Origin of the sequence: Marinobacter halodurans (assembly GCF_004327985.1) — a bacterium.
Classification (GTDB): Bacteria; Pseudomonadota; Gammaproteobacteria; order Pseudomonadales; family Oleiphilaceae; genus Marinobacter_A; species Marinobacter_A halodurans.
Genome location: NZ_SJDL01000005.1, coordinates 113,036 through 134,901 on the forward strand (window position 1 = coordinate 113,036; position 21,866 = coordinate 134,901).

Annotated in this window: 17 protein-coding genes and 1 tRNA gene; 8 read left to right on the forward strand and 10 right to left on the reverse strand. The window is 60.8% G+C overall.

The window, feature by feature from the left end; translation table 11 throughout:
• Positions 1 to 137 precede the first annotated feature (137 nt).
• Complete coding sequence (locus EZI54_RS04775) at positions 138 to 932, forward strand: SDR family oxidoreductase (protein ID WP_131479580.1); 795 nt, start codon at positions 138 to 140, stop codon at positions 930 to 932.
• Between the two features lie 221 nt (positions 933 to 1,153).
• Here EZI54_RS04775 and EZI54_RS04780 read toward each other — a convergent pair whose 3' ends face one another.
• From EZI54_RS04780 to EZI54_RS04810, 7 genes are all read right to left on the reverse strand, one after another.
• On the reverse strand, positions 1,154 to 1,861 hold the full coding sequence (locus tag EZI54_RS04780; RefSeq protein ID WP_131479581.1) for a helix-turn-helix transcriptional regulator: 708 nt from the start codon (positions 1,859 to 1,861) through the stop codon (positions 1,154 to 1,156).
• A 141-nt stretch (positions 1,862 to 2,002) separates the two neighbouring features.
• A complete protein-coding gene (locus EZI54_RS04785) occupies positions 2,003 to 3,478 on the reverse strand; it encodes a tripartite tricarboxylate transporter permease (RefSeq protein ID WP_131479583.1) in 1,476 nt (491 codons plus the stop codon).
• Positions 3,479 to 3,490: 12 nt separating this feature from the next.
• On the reverse strand, positions 3,491 to 4,093 hold the full coding sequence (locus EZI54_RS04790; RefSeq protein ID WP_131479585.1) for a tripartite tricarboxylate transporter TctB family protein: 603 nt from the start codon (positions 4,091 to 4,093) through the stop codon (positions 3,491 to 3,493).
• A gap of 199 nt (positions 4,094 to 4,292) precedes the next feature.
• Positions 4,293 to 4,799 (reverse strand): universal stress protein, encoded by a 507-nt coding sequence (locus EZI54_RS04795; RefSeq protein WP_131479587.1) that lies wholly within the window; start codon positions 4,797 to 4,799, stop codon positions 4,293 to 4,295.
• 260 nt (positions 4,800 to 5,059) lie between these two features.
• On the reverse strand, positions 5,060 to 6,472 hold the full coding sequence (locus EZI54_RS04800) for an aldehyde dehydrogenase family protein (protein ID WP_131479589.1): 1,413 nt from the start codon (positions 6,470 to 6,472) through the stop codon (positions 5,060 to 5,062).
• 62 nt (positions 6,473 to 6,534) lie between these two features.
• A complete protein-coding gene (locus EZI54_RS04805; RefSeq protein ID WP_131479591.1) occupies positions 6,535 to 7,809 on the reverse strand; it encodes an alginate export family protein in 1,275 nt (424 codons plus the stop codon).
• Between the two features lie 512 nt (positions 7,810 to 8,321).
• Positions 8,322 to 8,398, reverse strand: a tRNA-Arg gene (locus tag EZI54_RS04810).
• A 479-nt stretch (positions 8,399 to 8,877) separates the two neighbouring features.
• Here EZI54_RS04810 and EZI54_RS04815 point away from each other — a divergent pair.
• The 4 genes from EZI54_RS04815 (at position 8,878) to EZI54_RS04830 (ending at position 13,017) form a co-directional block, all read left to right on the forward strand.
• A complete protein-coding gene (locus EZI54_RS04815; protein ID WP_131479699.1) occupies positions 8,878 to 9,084 on the forward strand; it encodes a bacterioferritin-associated ferredoxin in 207 nt (68 codons plus the stop codon).
• Between the two features lie 153 nt (positions 9,085 to 9,237).
• Positions 9,238 to 9,717, forward strand: coding sequence for a bacterioferritin (gene bfr, locus EZI54_RS04820; RefSeq protein ID WP_131479593.1), 480 nt, complete (start codon positions 9,238 to 9,240; stop codon positions 9,715 to 9,717).
• A gap of 429 nt (positions 9,718 to 10,146) precedes the next feature.
• Positions 10,147 to 11,604 carry a mannose-1-phosphate guanylyltransferase/mannose-6-phosphate isomerase gene (locus EZI54_RS04825; RefSeq protein ID WP_131479595.1) on the forward strand — a complete coding sequence of 486 codons (1,458 nt, stop codon included), beginning with the start codon at positions 10,147 to 10,149 and terminating at the stop codon, positions 11,602 to 11,604.
• 48 nt (positions 11,605 to 11,652) lie between these two features.
• Positions 11,653 to 13,017, forward strand: coding sequence for a phosphohexomutase domain-containing protein (locus tag EZI54_RS04830; protein WP_131479597.1), 1,365 nt, complete (start codon positions 11,653 to 11,655; stop codon positions 13,015 to 13,017).
• Positions 13,018 to 13,096: 79 nt separating this feature from the next.
• Here the strand turns inward: EZI54_RS04830 and EZI54_RS04835 are convergent, their stop codons facing one another.
• Both EZI54_RS04835 and EZI54_RS04840 read right to left on the reverse strand, forming a co-directional pair.
• Entirely contained in the window at positions 13,097 to 14,206 is a 1,110-nt protein-coding gene (locus tag EZI54_RS04835; protein ID WP_131479599.1) for a phospholipase A, read from the reverse strand.
• A gap of 36 nt (positions 14,207 to 14,242) precedes the next feature.
• Positions 14,243 to 14,569, reverse strand: coding sequence for a hypothetical protein (locus EZI54_RS04840; RefSeq protein WP_131479601.1), 327 nt, complete (start codon positions 14,567 to 14,569; stop codon positions 14,243 to 14,245).
• 196 nt (positions 14,570 to 14,765) lie between these two features.
• On the opposite strand from EZI54_RS04840, the gene EZI54_RS04845 reads away from it, so the two are divergent.
• Positions 14,766 to 15,182 carry a c-type cytochrome gene (locus tag EZI54_RS04845; protein WP_131479701.1) on the forward strand — a complete coding sequence of 139 codons (417 nt, stop codon included), beginning with the start codon at positions 14,766 to 14,768 and terminating at the stop codon, positions 15,180 to 15,182.
• A gap of 42 nt (positions 15,183 to 15,224) precedes the next feature.
• Here the strand turns inward: EZI54_RS04845 and rep are convergent, their stop codons facing one another.
• On the reverse strand, positions 15,225 to 17,243 hold the full coding sequence (rep, locus tag EZI54_RS04850; protein WP_131479603.1) for a DNA helicase Rep: 2,019 nt from the start codon (positions 17,241 to 17,243) through the stop codon (positions 15,225 to 15,227).
• 359 nt (positions 17,244 to 17,602) lie between these two features.
• Here rep and EZI54_RS04855 point away from each other — a divergent pair, with 359 nt between their 5' ends.
• Positions 17,603 to 19,339 carry a putative bifunctional diguanylate cyclase/phosphodiesterase gene (locus tag EZI54_RS04855; RefSeq protein ID WP_131479605.1) on the forward strand — a complete coding sequence of 579 codons (1,737 nt, stop codon included), beginning with the start codon at positions 17,603 to 17,605 and terminating at the stop codon, positions 19,337 to 19,339.
• Between the two features lie 186 nt (positions 19,340 to 19,525).
• A complete protein-coding gene (locus tag EZI54_RS04860; protein WP_131479607.1) occupies positions 19,526 to 21,862 on the forward strand; it encodes a Tex family protein in 2,337 nt (778 codons plus the stop codon).
• Positions 21,863 to 21,866: the final 4 nt, after the last annotated feature.

A 21,866-nucleotide genomic window follows, 5' to 3' on the forward strand; every position in this document is an offset into this window, starting at 1 on the left:
CGGATACCGGGACCGGCACTGACACCCATTCCATGACGACGTGATGTATCCGGTGACAACGGCCTCAGCCTCTGGACGGTGTCCAGCCCACCTCCTCCGAAGTAACCCGGGAAACCGAATCGAAGCGGACTTTAACTATGCATGTGGACTTGACTGGCAAAGTGGCCATTGTGACAGGATCCGGCCAGGGCATTGGCGCCGGAGTCGCCAGGGTTTTCGCCGAAAACGGTGCTCGGGTCATCGTGGCGACGCGTACCGCGTCGTCCGGTGAAGAGACCGTCAGGCGTATAACGGATGCGGGAGGTTCGGCGTTCCTGCACCAGTGTGACATCGGCGATCGCGACAATGTCGCGCGCCTGGTCCGGCAGACGGTCGAGCAATTCGGCCGTATCGATATCGTTATCCATAATGCGGCGGTCTATCCCATAAGATCGATCGAATCCCTGGGTGACGAGGAACTCGAAACGACGCTGAACGTGAACCTGAAGGCGGCCTTCTGGCTTACCCGCGAAGCGGCGCCCTATCTACGCAAGGCACCCTACGGTCGCATCATCTTCACGTCCTCGGTGACCGGGCCCAGGGTCGCCATGCCGGAGACGGCCCACTACGCCGCCTCGAAAAGCGGGTTGAATGGCTTCATTCGAACCGCGGCCATTGAGTTTGCCCGCGACAATATAACGGTCAATGGGGTCGAGCCGGGCTATATCCTGACACCCGCGATGGCTGCGCTGACCGACGAGGAAGGGCAACAGGCCATGGCAAGCCAGATCCCGGCGGGGGCGCTCGGTCAGCCGGAAGATATCGCCTACGCCATGCTCTATCTTGCCTCGGCGCAGGCCTCCTACGTGACGGGCCAGACGTTGGCTGTTGATGGCGGGTCGACCCTGCCGGAGAGCCCGGTGCTGCTGGACTCGTTCTACCGTACGCGCTGATCGATTTCCCGGGGCGTCCCATCGATTCGTCAGGCCGGACCACGTACCGGGACCGTCCCGTCCGCAGGCTCGATGAAGGTGCGGGCGGGGACCTGGGTATTCCCGCTGTGCCTCCCTGTTCCGACCTGAATCGCCATCCAGGCTGACCTTGATGGCGGTTATACCCGTCAGCCGTTTTATGCCCATGCCCTGCAGCCCGTTTTCGGCGACGGATGTCGTCATCAGTGCTCCCAGTAGAGGAGGGCGATCAGCTCGTTCTTACTGTTGATCGAGAGCTTCTGGAAAATGTGCTGTAAATGGGTTTTTACGGTGGCCAGTCCGCAATCCAGGTTATTGGCAATCGACTTGTTGGGCAGCCCCTGCGCGACCAGCTCCACCACCATTCGTTCCTTGTTGGTCAAACCGAAGGTGTTGCAGAAGTGATCGAATTCCCTGTTCTTGGGGGATGCGCTGGTTTGCTCCAGGGAAAATTGCATGAAGTCATGGAGCTTGGTCACCTTGTGCACGTAATCGTTGTCGATATCCGGCTGGCTGGACAGGTTAAACAGGGCAAAGCCCGCGGCAAGACGATTGTCGATGCGAAGAAAGATCTCGATGATATCCCGCACGCCCCAAGGTTCGATGAACTCCTGGAAATAGGGGTGTTCATTGCGTTCGCGATAGGACACGAGATCGCACATCCTGACCACGTCAGCGCTCTTGTCGTAAAACCGTGTGGGGTAGAGTGGGTCGTATTTATGGTAGGTGTTGAGGTATTCCCGGTGCATTGACGCCTGTACCCGGTGAGCCCGGTAGCAGACAGGCTTACCCTTTTCGTCGATGAGGTAGGAGATGGCCTTGGGTACGTCCAGTACATTGGTGAGCAGGCCGAGGCATTCTTCCTGGAACTTGTAGAGCCCTACCGAGTGTGCCAGCGAGTTGTTATTCATGACAGTCACCCGTGCTAATTGTTATTAATATAAAGTTAACATATTAACGTTATTAGCGCGAAAGACGGTCCCCTGTCAAGCAGAAAGGTGCGCCCGGATGGGCCCTGCTGTTGCGGGACACATCCGGCTGGCTGTTTTCCTTCAGTTTTTCTTACGCAGGGCTCCCCAGGCAAAGGCGCCCAGCGACAGGACAATCATTAGGAAAAGGGTCAGGCTGATCGGCCGGCTAACGAACACACTGAGATCGCCGCTCGCGACACCCATGGCCTGGCGGAACCGGTTCAGGAACACCGGACCCAGCACCAGGCCGAGAATGATCGGTACGGCGGGGATATTCGCTCTCCTGAGCAGGTAGCCGAAAACGGCAAAGCCGAGGGCGATCAGGGCATCCGTGAATCGGTAGTTCTGGCTGTAGCTGCCGATGAAGCCGAGCACGAGAATAAAGGCGCCGATGAAGCGGCCGCGTATCCGGGTCAGGTTGACGATCCAGCGAGTCGCGAAACTCAGGTATACGAACACCACGATATTCATCAGGAACAGGGACAGATAGAGGCCTGAGATAAACTCGGGACGTTCGACAAACAGGGTTGGGCCGGGAATGTAGTTATGCACCATGAATACGGCCAATAGCATCGCCATCAGTGCATCGGTGGGAATGCCGAACGCCAGCAGCGGAACCATCACGGATGCCGTCACGGCGTTGTTGGACGTTTCGGAGGCAATGATGCCTTCAGGCGCCCCCTGGCCGAACTGATCCGGGGTCTTCGAGAACTTCTGCGCCAGGGTGTAGGAGAAGAACTGCGACCCGAATTCGCCAACGCCCGGCAGAAGGCCCATCACGACGCCCAAGGCGGCGGAACGAATAACCGTGACTTTGTACTTGATCAGGGTGAAAAGGCCCGAGAACATGCCCTCGCCTTTCAGCTCGGTCCTGGACGCATCGTTGCCCCGCTGCGACAGGAGTACGAAGGCCTGGGACATGGCAAACAGGCCGATGACGGCGGGCACCAGCGGGATGCCGCCCAGCAGCCAGTTAGAGTCGAAGGTGAATACCTGGACGCTGTAGGACCGGTCGAGGCCAATGGTTCCCAGGAAAATACCCAGTCCCAGCATCATGGCCGCCTCAACAACGTGGTTGCGGTGTGCCAGCACCACAAAGATCATGCCCAGCGCCGCAAGCATGGCGAATTCGGCGGAGCCGAACTGTCGGGCGACCTGGGAAAGGGTCGGGGCCAGCAGGACCAGGGAGCAAACGCTGATCAGTCCGCCCACGAAGGATGAGGTGTAGGCGATGGAAAGGGCTTTCTTTCCATCGCCCCGCTGGGCCATGGGGTAGCCGTCGTAGGTCGTCAATACCGCCACAGGCGTGCCCGGTGTATTCATCAGGATGGCGGGTATCGCACCGCCATACCAGGCGCCGCCATATACCCCCAGCAGCAGGGACACGCCGGCGAGCGGCGCCATCGTGAAACTCAGAGGTAACAGGATGGCCATGACACCGGCCGGTTCAAGGCCGGGAATCGAGCCGATCGTCACGCCGATCAACGCACCGAGCACGATCGCCAGCAGTACATTCATGTGGCCGATTTCATTCAGCCCCAAGAGCAGTGTATCCATCCCTAAGGCCTCCTATAGATACTGGTTTGCAAAATCGGCCAGATCGTTTGGCAGCAGGGAGTAGAGCCAGACGTCGGGAAGCCAGATATGCAGGACGAAACGGAAAATGAAGATCAAAGCGGCGACGGTCAGCAGGGCTGAGATCAACCAGGTGCGATTGAGCAGGCGGGACATCCACAGCAGGGTGGTGACAAAGAGGGTGGTCGCCAGCATGAAGCCGATGACATCGAGCAACTCGATATAGACAAAGAACAGGGCCGAGGCCACCAGTGCCGTGCGATAGCTTTCCAGCGCTTCAAAGGCATTCTCGATGATGTTGCCATTCCGGGCGGTCGATTCACTGGATTTCACCCTGAATGACTGTATGACGCGGTACAGCGAAAACAGGGAGAAGATGGATAATCCGAGAAGAGACCCCAGCATTGGCTGGGTATACCAGCCCCGCGTTGTGGATACCCAGGATGCCTGGGTCGGCACCAGGCACAGGAAAACGAGAGATACCGCGAATAGCAGGCGATAAGTGCCATAGGAGCGCTCTTGCAGGACCTCATCACTGTCCTCGGTGGTCCGGGCTTCCGGTTGGGGGGGCAGCGTTTCTGATTGAGTCGGGTTCATAGCTACAGACTGGTCATGGGGCCTGGAGTCGCCGCTTGGAACGCTCCGGGGCCGAGTGGGAATAAGGTCGATTCACGAGTGTGCCGTCGAGCCATTCAGTGGGCATGTCTTGTTGCCCACGAGAAGAACGTTGTATTGGTGACCGGTATGGAGGGCGTTTCTCTGGATTCTATTGGCATGGTGAACTCCCATCTTTCAGTTATTCATTGTTGGATTTACTGGGACCTGGAAGGGGCACGATCAGCACTGGAATCCGGGAATGGTGAAGTACCTTTTGCGCCGTTGAGCCCAGGAATATTCGGGACGCTGTGGAGGCACTGCGCTCTCCCATGACAATGAGATCGGCAGACAGTTTGTCGGCGCTTCTTACGATGACTTTTGCCGGAGGGCCGACGAGTACTTTGGTCTGTATCTGGCGTTGCAGATGAACCCCGTCTGGCATCTCGGAGTCCAGAAATCTCTGTATGCGTGTCGTGATCCGCTCTTTGTAACTATCCAGCCAGGCCGTGGTGTGGGCTGCATTGGCCTCGCGTGGCAGGTAGTCGTCGAGAATTTCGGTGGCGACGCTGTTGAAGGGTTCGACGGCATGAATGAATATGATCTGCGCATCATGCTGCAGTGCCTGTTCGACGGCCATGCGAAAGGCTGGCCGGCTGCCGGGGCTGATATCCGAGGCGTAAAGGATTGTATTTATCTTCGGAAGCATCACTCATGCCCTCGTAACTAGACACCGCTTTATTAGAGTTCATGCGGACTTTGGTGCCTATCAACCATACGGTTGATTACGGGCAGCGCCCGTTGGAAAGGTGATGGACGGGGCCTCTGTTGCTCTTGTGTGATGCCGTCAGGAGCGGTGTGCCGAACATAAAAAAGGCCTCCGATAAGGGAGGCCAAAGCATCGTCATTCGGCGAGGTGATAAACCTGGTTAATCCCAGTGGGAGCGAGACATCGTTCGATCGAATCGCCTATTTCCTGAGGTTGATAACCTGCAATTGGGTGTACTCCAGCAGGCCCTCAACGCCAAATTCCACGCCACACCCGGACAGCTTGCAGCCACCGAAGGGAGCATGGGGCAGAACTTCAGCGTGGTTGTTGATCCAGACCGTGCCGCTCTCCAGTTGACGCGCGACGCGCTCTGCCTCATCGAGATCGCTGCCCCAGACGGAGCCGCCCAGGCCGAACGGGCAATCATTCGCCATACGGATCGCTTCGTCCACGTCGCTGTACCGGATCACCGGTAGCGCGGGGCCGAACTGCTCCTCATCCACCAGGCGCACGCCGTTGCTGACATCGGCAACGATCGTCGGCGGGTAGAAATAGCCCTTGCCATTGACGGGTTCGCCTCCACTGAGGATCCGACCGCCTTTGGCCCTGGCATCCTCGACCAGTTCGCGGACGATGTTGAACTGGGCCGCATTCTGGACGGGGCCGAACGTTGTGCCTTCCTCGAGCCCGTCGCCGACGACCTGGGCCTGTGCCAGGTCTGCCAGCCTGCTGCAGAGGCTGTCGTACAGGCTGTCGTGGACATACAGGCGTTTGAGCGCAGCACAGGTCTGACCCATATTGATGAATGAGGTGTTGAAGATGCCTTCGGCGACCGCATTCACATCGGTGCCCGGCAGGACAATGCCCGCATCGTTCCCGCCCAACTCCAGGGTCAGGCGCTTCAGGTTGCCGGCCGCATGGGTCATGATGTCCTGACCGGTGGGTGTTGAGCCCGTGAAAATGATCTTGTCGATATCCTGGTGGCGGCTGATGGCCTCCCCGATCTCACGCTCCCCGAGGACCAGGTTCACCACGCCGGCTGGCAATACCTCGTTGACGATTTCCACCAGGCGCAGGGTGTTCAACGGCGTCATTCCGGAGGGTTTGCACACCACGGTATTGCCGGTGCGCAGCGCTGGCATGATGTGCCAGATGGCAATCATCAGTGGCCAGTTCCAGGGGGTAATTGAAGCGACGACACCGAGTGGCTTGCGATGCCCCTCGATGCGTTTCTCGTCGCTGTCCTCGATTACTTTGACTGGAATCTCCAGGTCGGCATTGTAGCGAGTCCAGGCGACGGCGCCTCCCACTTCCACCTGTGCCAGGAACAGGGGCTTGCCCTGTTCCTGCACGATGATGCGGGCCAGTTCGTCGGCATTGGCCTCAATACGGTCGGCGATCCTGTGCAGCAGGGCGCTACGCTCTGCTTCCGGAGTGGTACGCCAGGTGGCGAACGCCTGGCGCGCAGCGGCGACCGCCTGATCCAGTTGATCGGTAGAGGCCATCTTTCCGGATACCAGGATGGTCTCATCGGCGGGATTGATCACATCAAAGGAGGCGCCATTGCCTGCTACCTTCTCGCCATTGATCAAGAGTGACAGTTGCGTTGTCATCGGGAATCCTCCAATGGGAGAGCCCCATTGGGGCCCTCGTTCTAGTGGCTCTATTCCTGCGCTTAGAAAGGAACGATGGCCAGCACCTGGGCATAGGTGTTGGTGTTGTCATTCCCCTGGGTGCTGGTCGCCGAGTCCGGTTTGTAGAAGCCAACCAGCGGGCTGATGATCAGGTGATCGTGGGCAACCCACTCGGCCCAGATATCAAGCTCCTGCGCGTCATTGTCTCCGGTTCCACCGTTGGTGTCGGTAAAGTTGAAGTAGCCGGCACCGACGGTGAGGGTGTCGGATGGATTGGCTTTCACGCTCAGGTAGTGGATGTCGGAATCCGTGCCGAAGGGGCCGGCGTAGTTGGCCGCCACTTCACCCTGGAACCAGGTGCCGTATCCGCGATTGAAGCCGAAGAATAGCGGGTCGTAACCTTCATCATAGCTGGTGTACCGGTAGTGCACACTGGGTGACCAGGGGGCATCGGCAAAGGTCCAGCCGGCTTCCGCATACCAGGCGTTTGCGTCCGGGCTACTGTCACCTTGGGTCTGATCAACATACTCCGCGGACAGGAACAGGTTCTCGACGCCGGCGTTACCCTGGAAACGGAGGCTGGTCGTCTTCTGGCCATCGCGATTGGCGAAGCCCCAGTCGTCATTGACGTCCAGGCCCCTGAGGTGCATCAGCGCGAAGGTGCCCTGGTCCATGACGTATTCCACATTGATACCTGCCATTTCCGGCTGGGCCTGGGCGTAGTTATCCGACTTGAACCAGAAGACATCGGAACGAAGTCCCTTGTCCCCACCGACGCGAAGCATGGCGGTCTTGTCGAACGCTTTGCGAGCGGCCAGCCAGTAGGCGCCGCCGCGGTTGAGTTCGCTGGGACCGGGGCCCTTGCCCAGGTTAAGGGAATCACCATTAAGGATAAAACCGTCACCGATGGTGATGTTCTGGCGGCCGGCGGAGAGCTCGAACAGGTCGTTGCGATAGCCGACATAGAGGTCTTCGACGTCGGTTTCACGCTCATCGCCTGTAGTGACCCCCAGCGCATCACCGTCGCCCCAGGTACCGGATGACACAGCGTTTGCAGCACCGAACAGGCTGCCGTCTCCAATGGTTTTGCTGCCCGAGAAGCCGTACTTGGCATAGCCTTCAGTCCAGGACGGGCTGGATTCCGGGTTGCCGTAAGTTTCCTGGCTACTGAACTGGCCGACCATGATTTCGACATCGAGATTGAGTTCCGTGCCGTTCTCATCGATCAGGTTGTAAGCGCAAGCGGAACCGGAGAGCGTCGCCAGAAAAGTGCCCAGTAGTACGGTCAGGCGTGATGGTTTCAGCGCTCTTTTCATTGGATGTGTCCTCAGTGTGTTGAGTTGCTGGTTCTTGTTGTAAGGGTGCGCACTGAAGGTGAGAAAGGAATCACCACAAACGCCAGGGACTCATTAGAGCCATTGTCCGGAAGGGATAAAATCAACCGTACGGTTGATAAGTGAGAATCAGGGAGGGGCAACAGTTGTCGGATAAAGACGGCTTTGAGCCCAGCGGTACAGCGGGTGTTCACATTGGAATCCGATTCGGGAAGGGCGTATTCCCGTGCGATATCAATGGAGTCGATGGCAAATTGGAGCGTCAAAGCCTTGGGATGGGCGTTGGCGGTGCAGTCAGTCGAAGGCTGTCATGAAGAAGGTCCGCACCGGGCTATGCCTGTTATGGAATATGGCCCGCCCGATAGGGTGAGCAACGACCGTTTGTCCAGTGGACAAACGCAGCGTAGCGAACGGCACCCGGCACAAAACAGGAGCGAAGCGACAAAAAACGGGTGACTGGAAATCCGAGAAAGGGGCATTTTCTGAAGAGAAAATGGCCCGCCCGATAGGATTCGAACCTATGACCTTTGCCTCCGGAGGGCAACGCTCTATCCAGCTGAGCTACGGGCGGTTATCAACTTGTTCAGACTCCGAAAGATGAAGAGTCCGGCTCAGTTTGCGGTGCACTGGATAGAGCGTGTCACGCTCCCCTTTCGGGTCCAGTCTGCCGCGTTGCATCGCGGCGGCCGCTCCAGCGGGCGAAAGCTTTGCTTCCGCGTTATCCGCTTCCGCCCAACTGAGCTACGGGCGGTAAACTTTTTGAACTCGAGCAACGCATTGACCGGTCGTGCTGCGCACGACTCAGCTGCACTGCTCGCTTCGCTCCCAGCATAAAAGCTACGGGCGGAACGAAAATCAGCGCGAGGCTGCGATTTCGAGTGCGCAATCTTACGTGTGAGTCGTCTTTCTGTCCAGCCCTGTGTGGTTGATTGGGCGGTAAACCCGCGGCTGGTTATTCGTTACACAAATATCACGCGAAGGGGTTGAATTTTCATTCGCTAATAACAATAATTATCAACAACATTAACAGTGCCTATGAGTATCGCCTATATGTACGTATGTCTCTGTCATGGGGTGACCGACCGCCAGATCCGTCAGGCAGCCGAGGAAGGGTGTCGCTCCATGCGCCAGTTGGGCAAGGAAATGGGTGTCGGGCGTCAATGTGGGCGCTGTGCGGCAACGGCTCGTGAAATCCTGCGTGAGTGTCAGTCCGAAGAATATATGAATCTGGCTGCGATGCTGGCTCAACCCGCCTGAACGGGTTGAGCCCTGCGCGCTTCCCCTCCGATCAAGGCGCAACCTGCGTCTGACTCTCCGCTAACACTGCGAATCATTATCCGCTGCGATTTTTTATTGCGGGAAATCCGTCTATCCTGTTGATTCCACGCATCAGGAAAGGAGCTCGCAGTCATGAAGGGTGATAAGAAGGTCATCCAGTACCTCAACAAGGTTCTCGCCAACGAACTCACGGCGATCAACCAGTACTTTCTCCATTCGCGGATGTACAAGGACTGGGGTATCACCCACCTGGCAGCGAAGGAGTACGAAGAGTCCATCGACGAGATGAAGCACGCCGATCAGTTGATCGAGCGTATCCTGTTCCTCGAAGGGCTGCCCAACCTGCAGGATCTCAACAAGCTGCTGATCGGCGAAGACGTCAAGGAAATGATCGAGTGCGACCTGAAGCTCGAGCAGATCGCCCACAAGGATCTCAAGGAAGCCATTGGCTACTGCGAGGAGATCAAGGATTACACCAGCCGGGCTCTGTTCCGCTCGATCCTCGACAGCGAGGAAGAGCATATCGACTGGCTGGAAACCCAGCTGGACATGATCGACAAGATGGGTGTGCAGAACTACATCCAGCTGCAAAGCGCTCACGCTGACGGCTGATGACGACCTGCAGGATTACAAGGTGCCGCCTCCCCGGCGGTCACCTTGTACCTCGCTGACATTTTCCCTTCGCTGACAGATCCCCTGATTCCCCGCCACTTTTGGTGCTTCCGCCCGACATTTGTGCCCTCCCTGCATTCCCCAAAAACGGCTGTGGCGGCATTGCCCGGTCTTTATCTCTTTTTAATGTTCCGTCAGTGCGTTGAATTCCTATGTATTATCGATAGGCGTTGTCGCCAGCCTGCGCCTTCGGTGTGGCTGGGGCACGGATATTGAATTGATTCCGGTGCGGGTGTCGCAGGCGTCCCTGTAACGAGGCGAAGTCCGCACGCCCGTAGCACCGATGGCATCGGACTGTCACATGCCATCGGTAGTATGAGAATCCTCGCGGCAGTCAGGGGGCGAGGTCGTTCAGGGAGGGCTACCCAGATGATTCCAGTAATCCTGTCCGGCGGTACCGGTTCAAGACTGTGGCCGCTGTCCCGTGAAGCATACCCCAAGCAGTTCCTGCAGTTGGCGGGCGACCAGAGCCTGTTGCAGAAGACGCTGTCCCGCTTGCCGTCGGATGGCGTTTCGGCGCCGCTGATCGTGGCGGGCAATCAGCACCGGTTTATCCTGAGCGAACAGTTGGCCGATATCGGTTGCGAACCGTCGGCCATCCTGCTGGAGCCGTTTGGCCGCAATACCGCGCCGGCGATGGCCATGGCGGCATTGCAGGTCGCCGCGACGGACCCGGAGGCGATCATGCTGGTGCTGCCGGCCGACCACCATGTGAGCGATGAACAGGCCTTCCGGGCTGCCCTGGCTCGTGGTGAGGCGGCAGCGGAGGCCGGTTCGCTGGTGCTGTTCGGCGTGTTGCCGACCGGGCCGGACACCGACTACGGCTACATCGGCGCTGAGCTGGATAAGAGCGTAGGCGAGGGTGTACTCCGCGTTACCCATTTCACCGAAAAGCCGGATCATGCGACCGCCGAGAGCCTGCTGGCCAACGGCGGGCATTTCTGGAACAGCGGCATGGTGATGTTCCGCGCCTACCGCTACCTGGACGAGCTGAAAACGCACAGCCCGGACATCTACGACACCTGCCAGCTGGCGTTCCGCCATGTGTGGCAGGACCTGGAGTTCTCCCGCATCCCAGCGGAGATCTTCGAGCATTGCCCGGACGATTCCGTGGATCGGGCGGTGCTGGAGAAAACGGACAGCGCCGTTGTGGTGCCGATGGACGCCGGCTGGCGGGACCTGGGGTCCTGGGCCGCATACTGGGAATCCCAGGTGCAGGACGACAAGCAGAACGTCGTGGTGGGCGAGGCCTGTCTGGAAGACTCCCAGGGCTGCCTGGTGCACTCGAAGGATCGTCTGGTGACGGTGCTGGGGGTGAACGACCTGGTGGTCATCGATACCCGCGATGCCCTGCTGGTGGCCCGGCGTCACCGGGTGCAGGAAGTGAAGACGGTGGTGGAACAGCTGCGGGCCGGCAAACGCCCGGAAGTGGAGGCCCACCGCGAGGTGTATCGCCCCTGGGGAAGCTACGACAGTGTCGATGGCGGCCACCGTTTCCAGGTCAAGCGGATCAGCGTGAAACCTGGCGAGCAGTTGTCGCTCCAGAAACATCATCACCGCGCCGAGCACTGGATTGTGGTGAGCGGTACCGCGGAGGTCACGCGGGATGACGAGACCTTCCTGATGACGGAAAACGAATCCACCTACATCCCGATCGGCGCCGTTCACCGGTTGTCCAACCCGGGCAAGATACCGCTGGAACTGATTGAGGTACAATCCGGCGCCTATCTCGGCGAGGACGACATCGAGCGCCTGCAGGACAACTACGGCCGCACCCCGCAGACGGGTGACGAGACGGCCACACCGGTGTCGTCGGAAAACGTCTGAACGACACCGCCAACCGCTTAATACTGATGCCAGTCAAAGGAGATATTGATGGCTTACTCGTGCTTCAAGGCCTATGACATCCGGGGCCGCATTCCCGACCAACTCAATCCGGACCTGGCCGAGCGCATTGGACGCGCCTACGTGGCCGCCACCGGCGCCAGGAAGGTGATTGTTGGCTACGACATCCGCCTGTCCAGCCCGGAGATGGCCGAGGCGCTCAGCCGGGGACTGATGGCCGCCGGCGCGGATGTCTACGACATCGGGTTGTGCGGTACCGAGCAGGTTTACTTTGCCACCAGCCATTACAAAATGGACGGCGGCATCATGGTCACCGCCAGCCACAACCCCAAGGACTACAACGGTATGAAGCTGGTGCGGGAAGACTCGAAGCCGATCAGCAACGACACCGGTCTGCGCGACATCCATGATCGCCTGGACAACGCCTTCGAGGACGCCGGCCAGCCCGGCACCTACCACAAGCTGGCAGCGGAAGACGACTATATCGAGCACCTGCTGGGCTATATCGACGTGGACAGCCTCAAGCCGCTGGCGATCACGGTAAACGCCGGCAACGGCGGGGCCGGGCGGGTCATCGATAAGCTTGAAAAGCGCCTGCCGTTCAGCTTCATCAAGCTGCAGAACGAGCCGGACGGCAACTTCCCCAATGGTGTGCCCAACCCGATCCTGACCGAGAACCGTGCGGTGACCGAGAAGGCCGTCAAGGCCAACCAGGCGGATATGGGCATTGCCTGGGACGGCGACTACGACCGCTGCTTCTTCTGGGACGAGAACGGCCGCTTTATCGAGGGGTACTACATCGTCGGGCTGCTGGCGGACCAGTTCCTGGGCAAGCAGGGCGGCGGTACCGTGATTCACGACCCGCGCCTGGTGTGGAACACCCAGGACCTGGTCGAAAAGGCCGGTGGCCGCGCGGTCGAGAGCAAGACCGGCCACGCCTTCATCAAGGAGCGCATGCGCGCCGAGGACGCGCTGTACGGCGGCGAGATGAGCGCGCACCACTACTTCCGCGACTTTGCCTACTGCGACAGCGGGATGATCCCCTGGCTGCTGCTGGCCGAGCGCATCAGCCAATCCGGCCAGACGCTGTCGTCACTGATCGATGAGCGTATCGACGCCTATCCGGCCAGCGGCGAGATCAACCGCACCATCGATCACCCGGCGGCCGTCATCAAGGCCATCGAAGAGAAATACGGCGCCGATGCCGAATCGATCAGCCATGTGGACGGCCTGAGTGTGGCGTTCAGGGACTGGCGCTTCAACCTGCGTATGTCCAACACCGAGCCGGTTGTTCGCCTGAACGTGGAATCCCGCGGCGACAAGGCGCTGATGGAGGCCAAGACCGACCAGTTACTCAGGGAACTGGACGAGTTGAACGCCGCCAACGTGGCCTGATTGTCAGCCTGACGCAAAAGCCCCGCCCAGTGGAAACTGTCGGCGGGGCTTTTTTATGGAAACAGGCAACTTGTGTGGCTTACAGCCAGTCGTTCAGCATGATGCCGATGCCGATCCGCTGGATGCGCTCGTTGTAGTCGATCAGGCTCTCGCCGTAGCCGTTGTAGTACTGCACGTAACCCTTGATGGTTTCCCCCACCGGGAAGCTGTATCCCAGTTGGAACGACGTCTTGTTGTCGCCGGTCCGGAAGTTGTTGCGCAGCTTGAGGGACAGGGTGCGGTCGTTATCGATCTTGTAGACCGCCCAGTAGTCGCCGTAACCCAGGTACTTGTCGATGTCCGGGTTGTCGTCCTCGGATTTGCTTTCCGGGATGCGGTACCAGGGCTGGACAAGGAACAGCCAGCGGTCCCAGGTGTAGGCCGCGCTGCCCATAATCCGGTTCCAACTGCGGGACTGGGGCTCGGACTGGCCGTTGGACTGGTGGTTCAGGCCCAGGGTGACCGCTTCCAGTCGGCCCGGCCCGATATCCCATTGGGTGGCATAGCGGGCGAATAATTCCGGCTCATAATCGGTCTCGCGGAAGGGCTTGGACGCATCGTTGTTGTAGACCTGCCAGAACGACAGCTGGGTGTAGCCAAACCACAGGGTCAGGCGCTTGTCGAACATCCCGGTCAGCAGGGGCACCTTGAAGCTGATCTGGTACTTGGCTTCGTCGTAGTTCAGCGGCTTGTCGTAGCTCATCCGACCATTTGTGGGGCTGTAGGGATGCTGGTTCGGGTGGTGCATGTAGGTGTACGGCAGGATGTATGTGGGCCGGTGGGTCACGAAACTGCCGGAGAAAGAAAACAACGCCTGTTCGGTGGCGAAATAGCGGTCGACCAGTGAATTCGCGGTATCGCCCTGCTGCGTGGCGGCGTCCTGGTCTGAGTCCCGGCCCATATCGGTGGTGCGGCCGGTGCCGAGTTTCAGGTTTTCAGTGACCTTGTTGGCCCGCTCGATGCGCTCCTCACTGGCGCGCTCGCGGGCCTTTTCCGGATCGATGATGGCGTCATAGCACGCCAGCCGCTGGACGCCGTTCTCGATCAGGGCGCAGTCGTCCGAGGCAAACCCGGTGTAATCGTGCGCGGCCTCCTGGGCGGCCGCCAGTGGGGCGGTCAGGGCCAGGCAAAGCGCGGGAAGTCGTTGCATAGCGGGTTCCGTCCTTGTCCGTTGTCCTGTGAGGGGTCAGAGGCTGAGCCAGGTTCGTGTGATGGCGTAGGCCCATACGCCCAACAGCGTGACGGTCAGCAGGCCGAAAACGATCTTGTGTTTTACGGCGGCGGTCTGCTCGACGTTGGCCACCCAGCGCAGGTACATCAGTCCGATAAAGCTGAGGAACACGGCCAGGCTCGACAGTGCCGGGACCAGCAGCCAGAGTGGATTGACCTGGCCGTCGGGACCGGCCAGGCGGCCCATCAGGAGCATGGATCCCAGCAGGACAGCCAGTGCCGAGAATTCGATGGCGATCAGCGGACGGCGCCACGGATGCGCCTTGGGGTAATGCTTGGGCATGGGGAACTCCTGTACAGTTGCTGCACATGATACCCATTACGCCCGCGTCAGGTCAGGTGATTAACTGAATTTTAAGGATTTGCGGGAAGCGGCTACGCTTGCAGGAAGGGCGTTTGCTTGTTTGACCGGACCCGGCAGCTATAATCCGGAGCCATACGATAAAAAAGAATCAGGTGGGGTACTCACTGTGAAAAGGATGAGAGTTCTGGCGGCGATCGTGCTTCTGGCAGGCCTGGGCAGCGGGCCCGCCAATGCAGCGGTGGAAGACGAGATCAAGGCGCGTATCCAGCCGGTTGGTGAGGTCTGTGTCGAGGGGCAGGACTGTGGCGACATCCCGACCTCCGCCGCGCCGGATTCGGCATCATCGGGGCCGCGTTCCGGGGAGGAGGTCTACACCAACGTGTGCGCCGCCTGCCATGGGGCCGGCGTGATGGGCGCGCCCAAGTTCGGTGACTCCAGCGACTGGTCGCCGCGCATCGACAAGGGCATGGACACCCTGGTGAACCATGCCCTCAACGGCTTCAACGCCATGCCGCCGAAAGGGGGGTGCGCCGACTGCCCGGACGAGGAAATCAAGGCGGCCGTCGAGCACATGGTGGAGGCCGCCAAGTAGGCCCCGGTTCCTGGCGGGCCACCGACGCCTTGTGAAGCGGCGTCAGGCCCCCAGGTCGCCGAGCAGGGCGCTCAACGTGGCCTTGCCCTTGCGCTGGTTGGCCGCGGCATCGGTGTCCCCCAGCCCTTCCCAGAGCACATCGTCTTCCGGCAGTTCGTCCAGGAAGCGGCTGGGAATGGTTTCGATCTTTTCCCCATACTGCTTGCGCTGGGCGGCGTAGGTCAGCGCCAGCGTCTGGCGGGCCCGGGTAATGCCCACGTACATCAGCCGGCGCTCCTCCTCGATGTTGTCTTCCTCGATGCTGGAGCGGTGGGGCAGGATTTCCTCCTCGAGACCCATGATAAAGACGTGGGGAAACTCCAGGCCCTTGGACGCGTGCAGGGTCAGCAACTGGACCTTGTCGCTGTCGTCCTCTTCCTCGCGCTGTTCCATCATGTCCCGCAGGATCAGGCGGCTGATGGCGTCCTCGATGCCGATCTCGTCCGCGGTGCCCTTGCCGTCGTCCAGCATGCGCTGGATGGAATCCACCAGGTACCAGATGTTTTCCATGCGCCGCTCGGCCTGCTTGGGCGTGCCGGCGTGCTGGTGCAGCCATTCCTCGTACTCGATGTCGGTGAACAGCTGCTTGATGACCGGGATCGGCTCCTCCTGGAACAGGCGCTGGCTGGTGCGGTCGGTCCAGTGGGCGAAGCGGCGCAACTTGTCCAGGCCGCGCTCGGACACGTGCTCTTCGGCCCCCAGATTGTGCAGGGCCTTGAACATGCTGATCTGGCGCCCCCGGGAATAGTTGCCCAGTTGCTCCAGCGTGGTCGGCCCGATCTCCCGGCGCGGGACATTCACCACCCGCAGGAAGGCCGCGTCGTCGTCCGGATTGATCATCAGCCGCAGGTACGCCATGGCGTCCTTGATCTCGTTGCGGGAGAAGAACGACTGGCCGCCGGAGATCCGGTAGGGAATCTGGTAGGCCTGCAGCTTCATCTCCAGCAGCCGGGACTGGTGGTTGCCCCGATACAGCACGGCGAAATCCCGGAATTCGATGCCTTTTTTCAGCTTCTGGTCGAGGATCTCGGTGGCGATCCGCTCGGCCTCGGCGTCCTCGCTGCGGCAGCGGATGATGCGGATCTCGTCGCCGATCGCATGGTCACTCCACAGCGCCTTTTCAAACACGTGCGGGTTATTGGCGATGACGGTGTTGGCGCAGCGCAGGATGCGGGAGGTGGAGCGGTAGTTCTGCTCCAGCTTGACGATCTTGAGGCTCGGGAAGTCGTCCTTCAGGGTGGCCAGGTTTTCCGGCCGGGCGCCGCGCCAGGCGTAGATGGACTGGTCGTCGTCGCCCACCACGGTGAAGGCGGCGCGCTCGGCCACCAGCAGCTTGACCAGTTCGTACTGGCATAGGTTGGTGTCCTGGTACTCGTCCACCAGCATGTAGCGGATCTTGCGCCGCCACTTGTCCAGCACCTCGGGGTTGGTCTTGAACAGCTGCACCGGCAACAGGATCAGGTCGTCGAAGTCCACCGCGTTGTAGGCCTTCAGGTATTCCTGGTAGCGCTGGTAGATCAGGGCGATGCGCTGCTCACGCTCGTCGGCGGCCCTGCTCAGGGCGTGGCCGGGCACCCACATGGCGTTCTTCCAGTTGGAGATGGTCATCTGGATGTCGTTGAGCTCGTCGCCGGCATCGGCGCTGGCCTCACGCAGCATCAGGTCCTGCAGCAGGGCCTTGGCGTCCTCGGCGTCGAAGATGGAGAAGCCCGGGTGATAGCCCAGGTGGGCGTGCTCCTCCTTGATCATGTTCAGACCCAGGTTGTGGAAGGTGGACACCGTCAGACCCCGGGTCAGCTTGCGGTCCACCAGTCGGGTCACCCGTTCCTTCATCTCCCGCGCGGCCTTGTTGGTGAAGGTGAGCGCGGCGATATGGCGCCCGGGGATACCCACCTGTTCGATCAGGTAGGCCATCTTGCGGGTGATCACGCTGGTCTTGCCACTGCCGGCCCCGGCCAGGACCAGCATGGGGCCGTCGACATAGCGAACCGCTTCTCGTTGACGGGGATTGAGCTGCGACACGGGTGTCCTGCCTGAAAAATTCGTTTACCCTTGGGCACTTGTTCGTGCGGGACGGGCAAGGCGCTGTGGATGCTGGGCCGAATGGCCGAATCAAAGGCCATTATTCTACATCAGCGGACGTCCGGGGTTTACTCCATTCGGTAACGAAAGTCGTATGAGTAAAAAATGGCGCTGCAGTCATGGTCCGGGTCGACTATGCTATCCCATGCCCTCCATGGGAAGGGTCGGTATAATGGGTTGTTGGAGCGCCGGGCCCCATGTACGGAGAGGGATCCGGCATCTGAGGTGTGATGCGGGTGGGGAGCCGTGCCGGCCAGACGACTGCATGGCACCGGAATAAAGGGAGTTGGCCGCCACCAATGAATGACGTGGATGATGCTTGGAATGCCACGGCTGTCCGATTACTGATGCTGACGCCGGAGCTGCAGGACTACCTGTGGTATGTCCACCTGCTGAAGCAGAACCCGGAACTTAAGGTTGAACTGACCTGGTGTCCGGATCTGACGGACTGCGAAGACCTGATCAGTCACGCCCAGTTCGATGTGGTGCTGTGGGACAGCATCATGTTCGCCACGTCCCAGACCGCCTTCCTGCAATACCTAGCCGTGGCCTGCGATGAAAAGCCGGTGATTGCCCTCGGTGCCGAGCCGGAAGCTATCGGCCTGCCGCCGGCCCGGGTCAACGGCGCCATCGATTACCTCTGCAAGGGGCACCTGGATTGCTGGAACCTGGGCCGCGCCCTGATGTGCGCCCTGTTCCGCCATCGGGCGGCCGCCACCACGCGCACGGAACTGGGCCGGGAAGTGGCCAGTGGCTTCATCAACCGGGACCTGTTCTTCGACCGCCTGCAACAGGCCATCCTGCGGGCCGAACGCCATAACCAGCGGCTGGCCCTGCTGCACGTCAATCTGGATGAATTCCGTTCCGTCAACGACAGCCTCGGCTACCAGGCCGGCGACCAGCTGATACTCAAGCTGGCCGAGCGCCTGCGCCAGAAGCTGAGGCGGGTGGACTCGCTGATGCGGATCGGCGGTGATGAGTTCGCCATCATCATCGAACGGGTCGAAAACTCGCTGGATGTGACCCAGGTGATCCGCAAGCTGGTGTCCTCCCTCAACGAACCGGTGGTGGTGGAAGGCAAGAGCGTCGTGCTGAGTGCAAGCGTCGGCATCGCCACCTACCCCGAAGCCGGCAACACGCCGGAAATGCTGCTGCGCCAGGCCAACCGGGCCATGTTCGAGGCCAAGCGCGACGCTGGCACCAGCTACCGTTTCTACAACCAGCAGCTGCACCTGACGGTGGGGCGCCAACTGACCCTGGAAGCGGACCTGCGCAACGCGCTTCGCGGCAAGCAACTGGAGCTGTACTACCAGCCGCGCATCGATCTGGTGACCGAAGAGGTGCGTGGCGTGGAATGCCTGCTGCGCTGGAACCATCCCGAGCGCGGGCTGGTGGGGCCGGATGAGTTCATACCGGCGGCCGAACGCAGCGGCCTGATCGTGCCGATCGGTTACTGGGTGCTGGAGCAGGCCTGCGAGCGGCTGCGGGAATCGGCGGGGCTGGGGTATCCCGGTCTGGTCTTCGCGGTGAACCTTTCGTTCCGCCAGTTCCACGACCGCAAGATGACGGAAACCATCTTCCGGATCATCTACAACGCCAGCATCGATACCAGCCTGCTGGAGCTGGAGCTGACCGAGAGTGCGATGATGCACGACCCGGACTACGCCCAGCGCTGCCTGCGCGAGCTGAATCAACTCGGGATCAGTTTTGCCCTGGACGATTTCGGCACCGGTTTTTCGTCCCTGTCCAACCTCCAGCACCTGCCCATTTCCCTGGTGAAGATCGACAAGTCCTTCGTCCAGCGCCTCGGCCAGAGCGGCGACGCCGAGCACATCATCCGCGCCATCATCAGCCTCGCCCACAGCCTGCAAATGAGTGTGGTGGCCGAAGGTGTCGAGACCGAAGGCCAGTTGGAATTCCTGCGCCAGCAACACTGTGACGAGGTGCAGGGCTACTACTATGCCCGCCCCATGCCCTGGGCCGACCTGCTCGCCTTCCTGGAAGAGCGTAACAGCCTCGCTTGTCTGGGCCAGTAAGGCCCTGTACCTTTCGCTTCAGTAAGATCCGGAACCCGTACAATGTCGCGCCGGCACCGTCGGTGCATGGCTATTTCGTGACGTTCCGGGGATCGCCGAGGGGGCCTTCATGGCGCTATAATGCGCCGCTTCCCTCCGGTGTGTATTCAACCTACATCCGTATCCGTGCAACGCAAGTGAGGTGGCATGAACAGTATTTTCCAGCGGATCGCCGACGAACTGGGTGTCCGGCAGCAACAGGTCAGCGCAACGGTTGCGCTGCTTGACGAAGGTGCCACGGTGCCCTTTATCGCCCGTTACCGGAAAGAGGTCACCGGTTCGCTGGACGACACCCAGCTGCGAACGCTCGAGGAGCGCCTGCGCTACCTGCGTGAGCTGGAAGACCGCCGCGGCACGATCCTCGCCAGTATCGAGGAGCAGGGCAAGCTGACCGACGACCTGCGTGAAGCGATCGAAACGGCGGACACCAAGAACCGTCTGGAAGACCTGTACCTGCCGTATAAGCCCAAGCGCCGGACCAAGGCGCAGATCGCCCGGGAAGCCGGTCTGGAGCCGCTGGCTGATGCGCTCTACGACGATCCGACCCAGGATCCCGAGACGCTGGCCGCCGATTACCTGAATGCGGAAGCCGGCATCGACGACGCCAAGGCGGCCCTGGACGGTGCCAAGTACATCCTGATGGAGCGTTTCGCCGAGGACGCCGAGCTGCTGGGCCAGCTGCGCGACTTCCTGTGGGAAGAGGGCACGCTCAAGGTCAGCGTGGTCGCCGGCAAGGAAAACGAAGGCGCCAAGTTCCGCGACTATTTCGAGCACAGCGAACCGCTGAAGAAGGTGCCGTCCCACCGGGCGCTGGCGATCCTGCGGGGCCGCAACGAGGGCGTGCTCAACTACAGTATCGTCGTGGGTGACGACGAGGACGACCGCAGCCGCGTGTCGCCCTGCGAGCAGAAGATTGCCGGGCATTGGAAGATTCGCGACCAGGGCCGCGCGGCCGACCGCTGGCTGGCGGAAGTGGTGCGCTGGACCTGGCGGGTCAAACTGTCCACCCATCTGGAAACCGAGCTGGTGGCCCAGGTGCGAGAAGCCGCCGAAGCCGAGGCCATCCAGGTGTTCGCCGCCAACCTCAAGGATCTCCTGCTGCTGGCGCCGGCCGGCCCGCGCCCGACCCTGGGCCTGGATCCGGGGCTGCGTACCGGTGTAAAGGTGGCCATCATCGACGGTACCGGGCAGGTGTCCGGCTACGGTGCCATCTTTCCCCACGCGCCGCAGAACAAGTGGGACCAGTCCATCGAGCAGCTGGCCAAGTGGTGCCGCGAGCACCGGATTGAGCTGATCGCGATCGGCAACGGCACGGCGTCCCGGGAGACCGAGAAGCTGGCGGCCGAGCTGATCAAACGCTACCCGGAGCTGAACCTGGCGCGCATCGTGGTCAACGAATCCGGGGCTTCCATCTACTCCGCTTCCGAGTTCGCCGCCCGGGAACTGCCGGACCTGGACGTCACCATCCGCGGTGCGGTGTCCATTGCGCGGCGCCTGCAGGATCCGCTGGCGGAGTTGGTGAAGATCGAACCCAAGTCCATCGGTGTCGGCCAGTACCAGCATGACGTCTCCCAGGTGCAGCTGGCGCGCAGCCTGGACGCGGTGGTGGAAGACTGTGTCAACGGCGTCGGCGTCGACCTGAATACCGCGTCGGTACCGCTGCTGGCCCGGGTCGCCGGCCTGAACCAGATCACCGCCCAGAACATCATCGACTTCCGTAACCAGAACGGCGTGTTCCGCAACCGCAAACAACTGCTGGAAGTGTCCCGCCTGGGCGCCAAGACCTATGAGCAGGCGGCCGGCTTCCTGCGTATTGCCGGGGGCGACAACCCGCTGGATCGCTCCTCCGTGCACCCGGAGGCTTACGGCGTGGTCGAAGCCATCGCCAGGGACAGTGGCAAGTCCGTCGACCAGATCATCGGTGACAGCGCCTTCCTGCGCAGCGTCGATCCCAGGCGTTACGTCTCCGAACAGTTCGGTCTGCCGACGATCCAGGACATCATTGCCGAGCTTGAAAAACCGGGACGCGACCCCAGACCTGAATTCCGGTTTGCCAGTTTCGAGGAAGGGGTGGAAACCCTGAAGGACCTCGAGCCGGGCATGGTGCTGGAAGGCAGCGTCACCAACGTCACCAACTTCGGTGCCTTTGTCGATATCGGTGTACACCAGGACGGCCTGGTCCACATCTCGGCCCTGTCGCACCAGTTCGTCAAGGATCCGCGTGAGGTGGTGAAGGCCGGTGATATCGTCAAGGTCAAGGTGATGGAAGTGGACGTGCCCCGTAAGCGGATTGGCCTGTCCATGCGTATGGACGACAAGCCAGGCGAGAACAATGCATCACGCGGCGGGCGCAAGGGCGGCGGTCATGACCGTGCCCCGTCCTCCCGTGGTCGCGGCCAGAAAGACAGTGGCAAGGCACCCCAGGGGGCCATGGCCGGCGCGCTGGCCCAGGCGTTGGCCTCCGCCGGCAAGAAAGGCCGCTAAACTT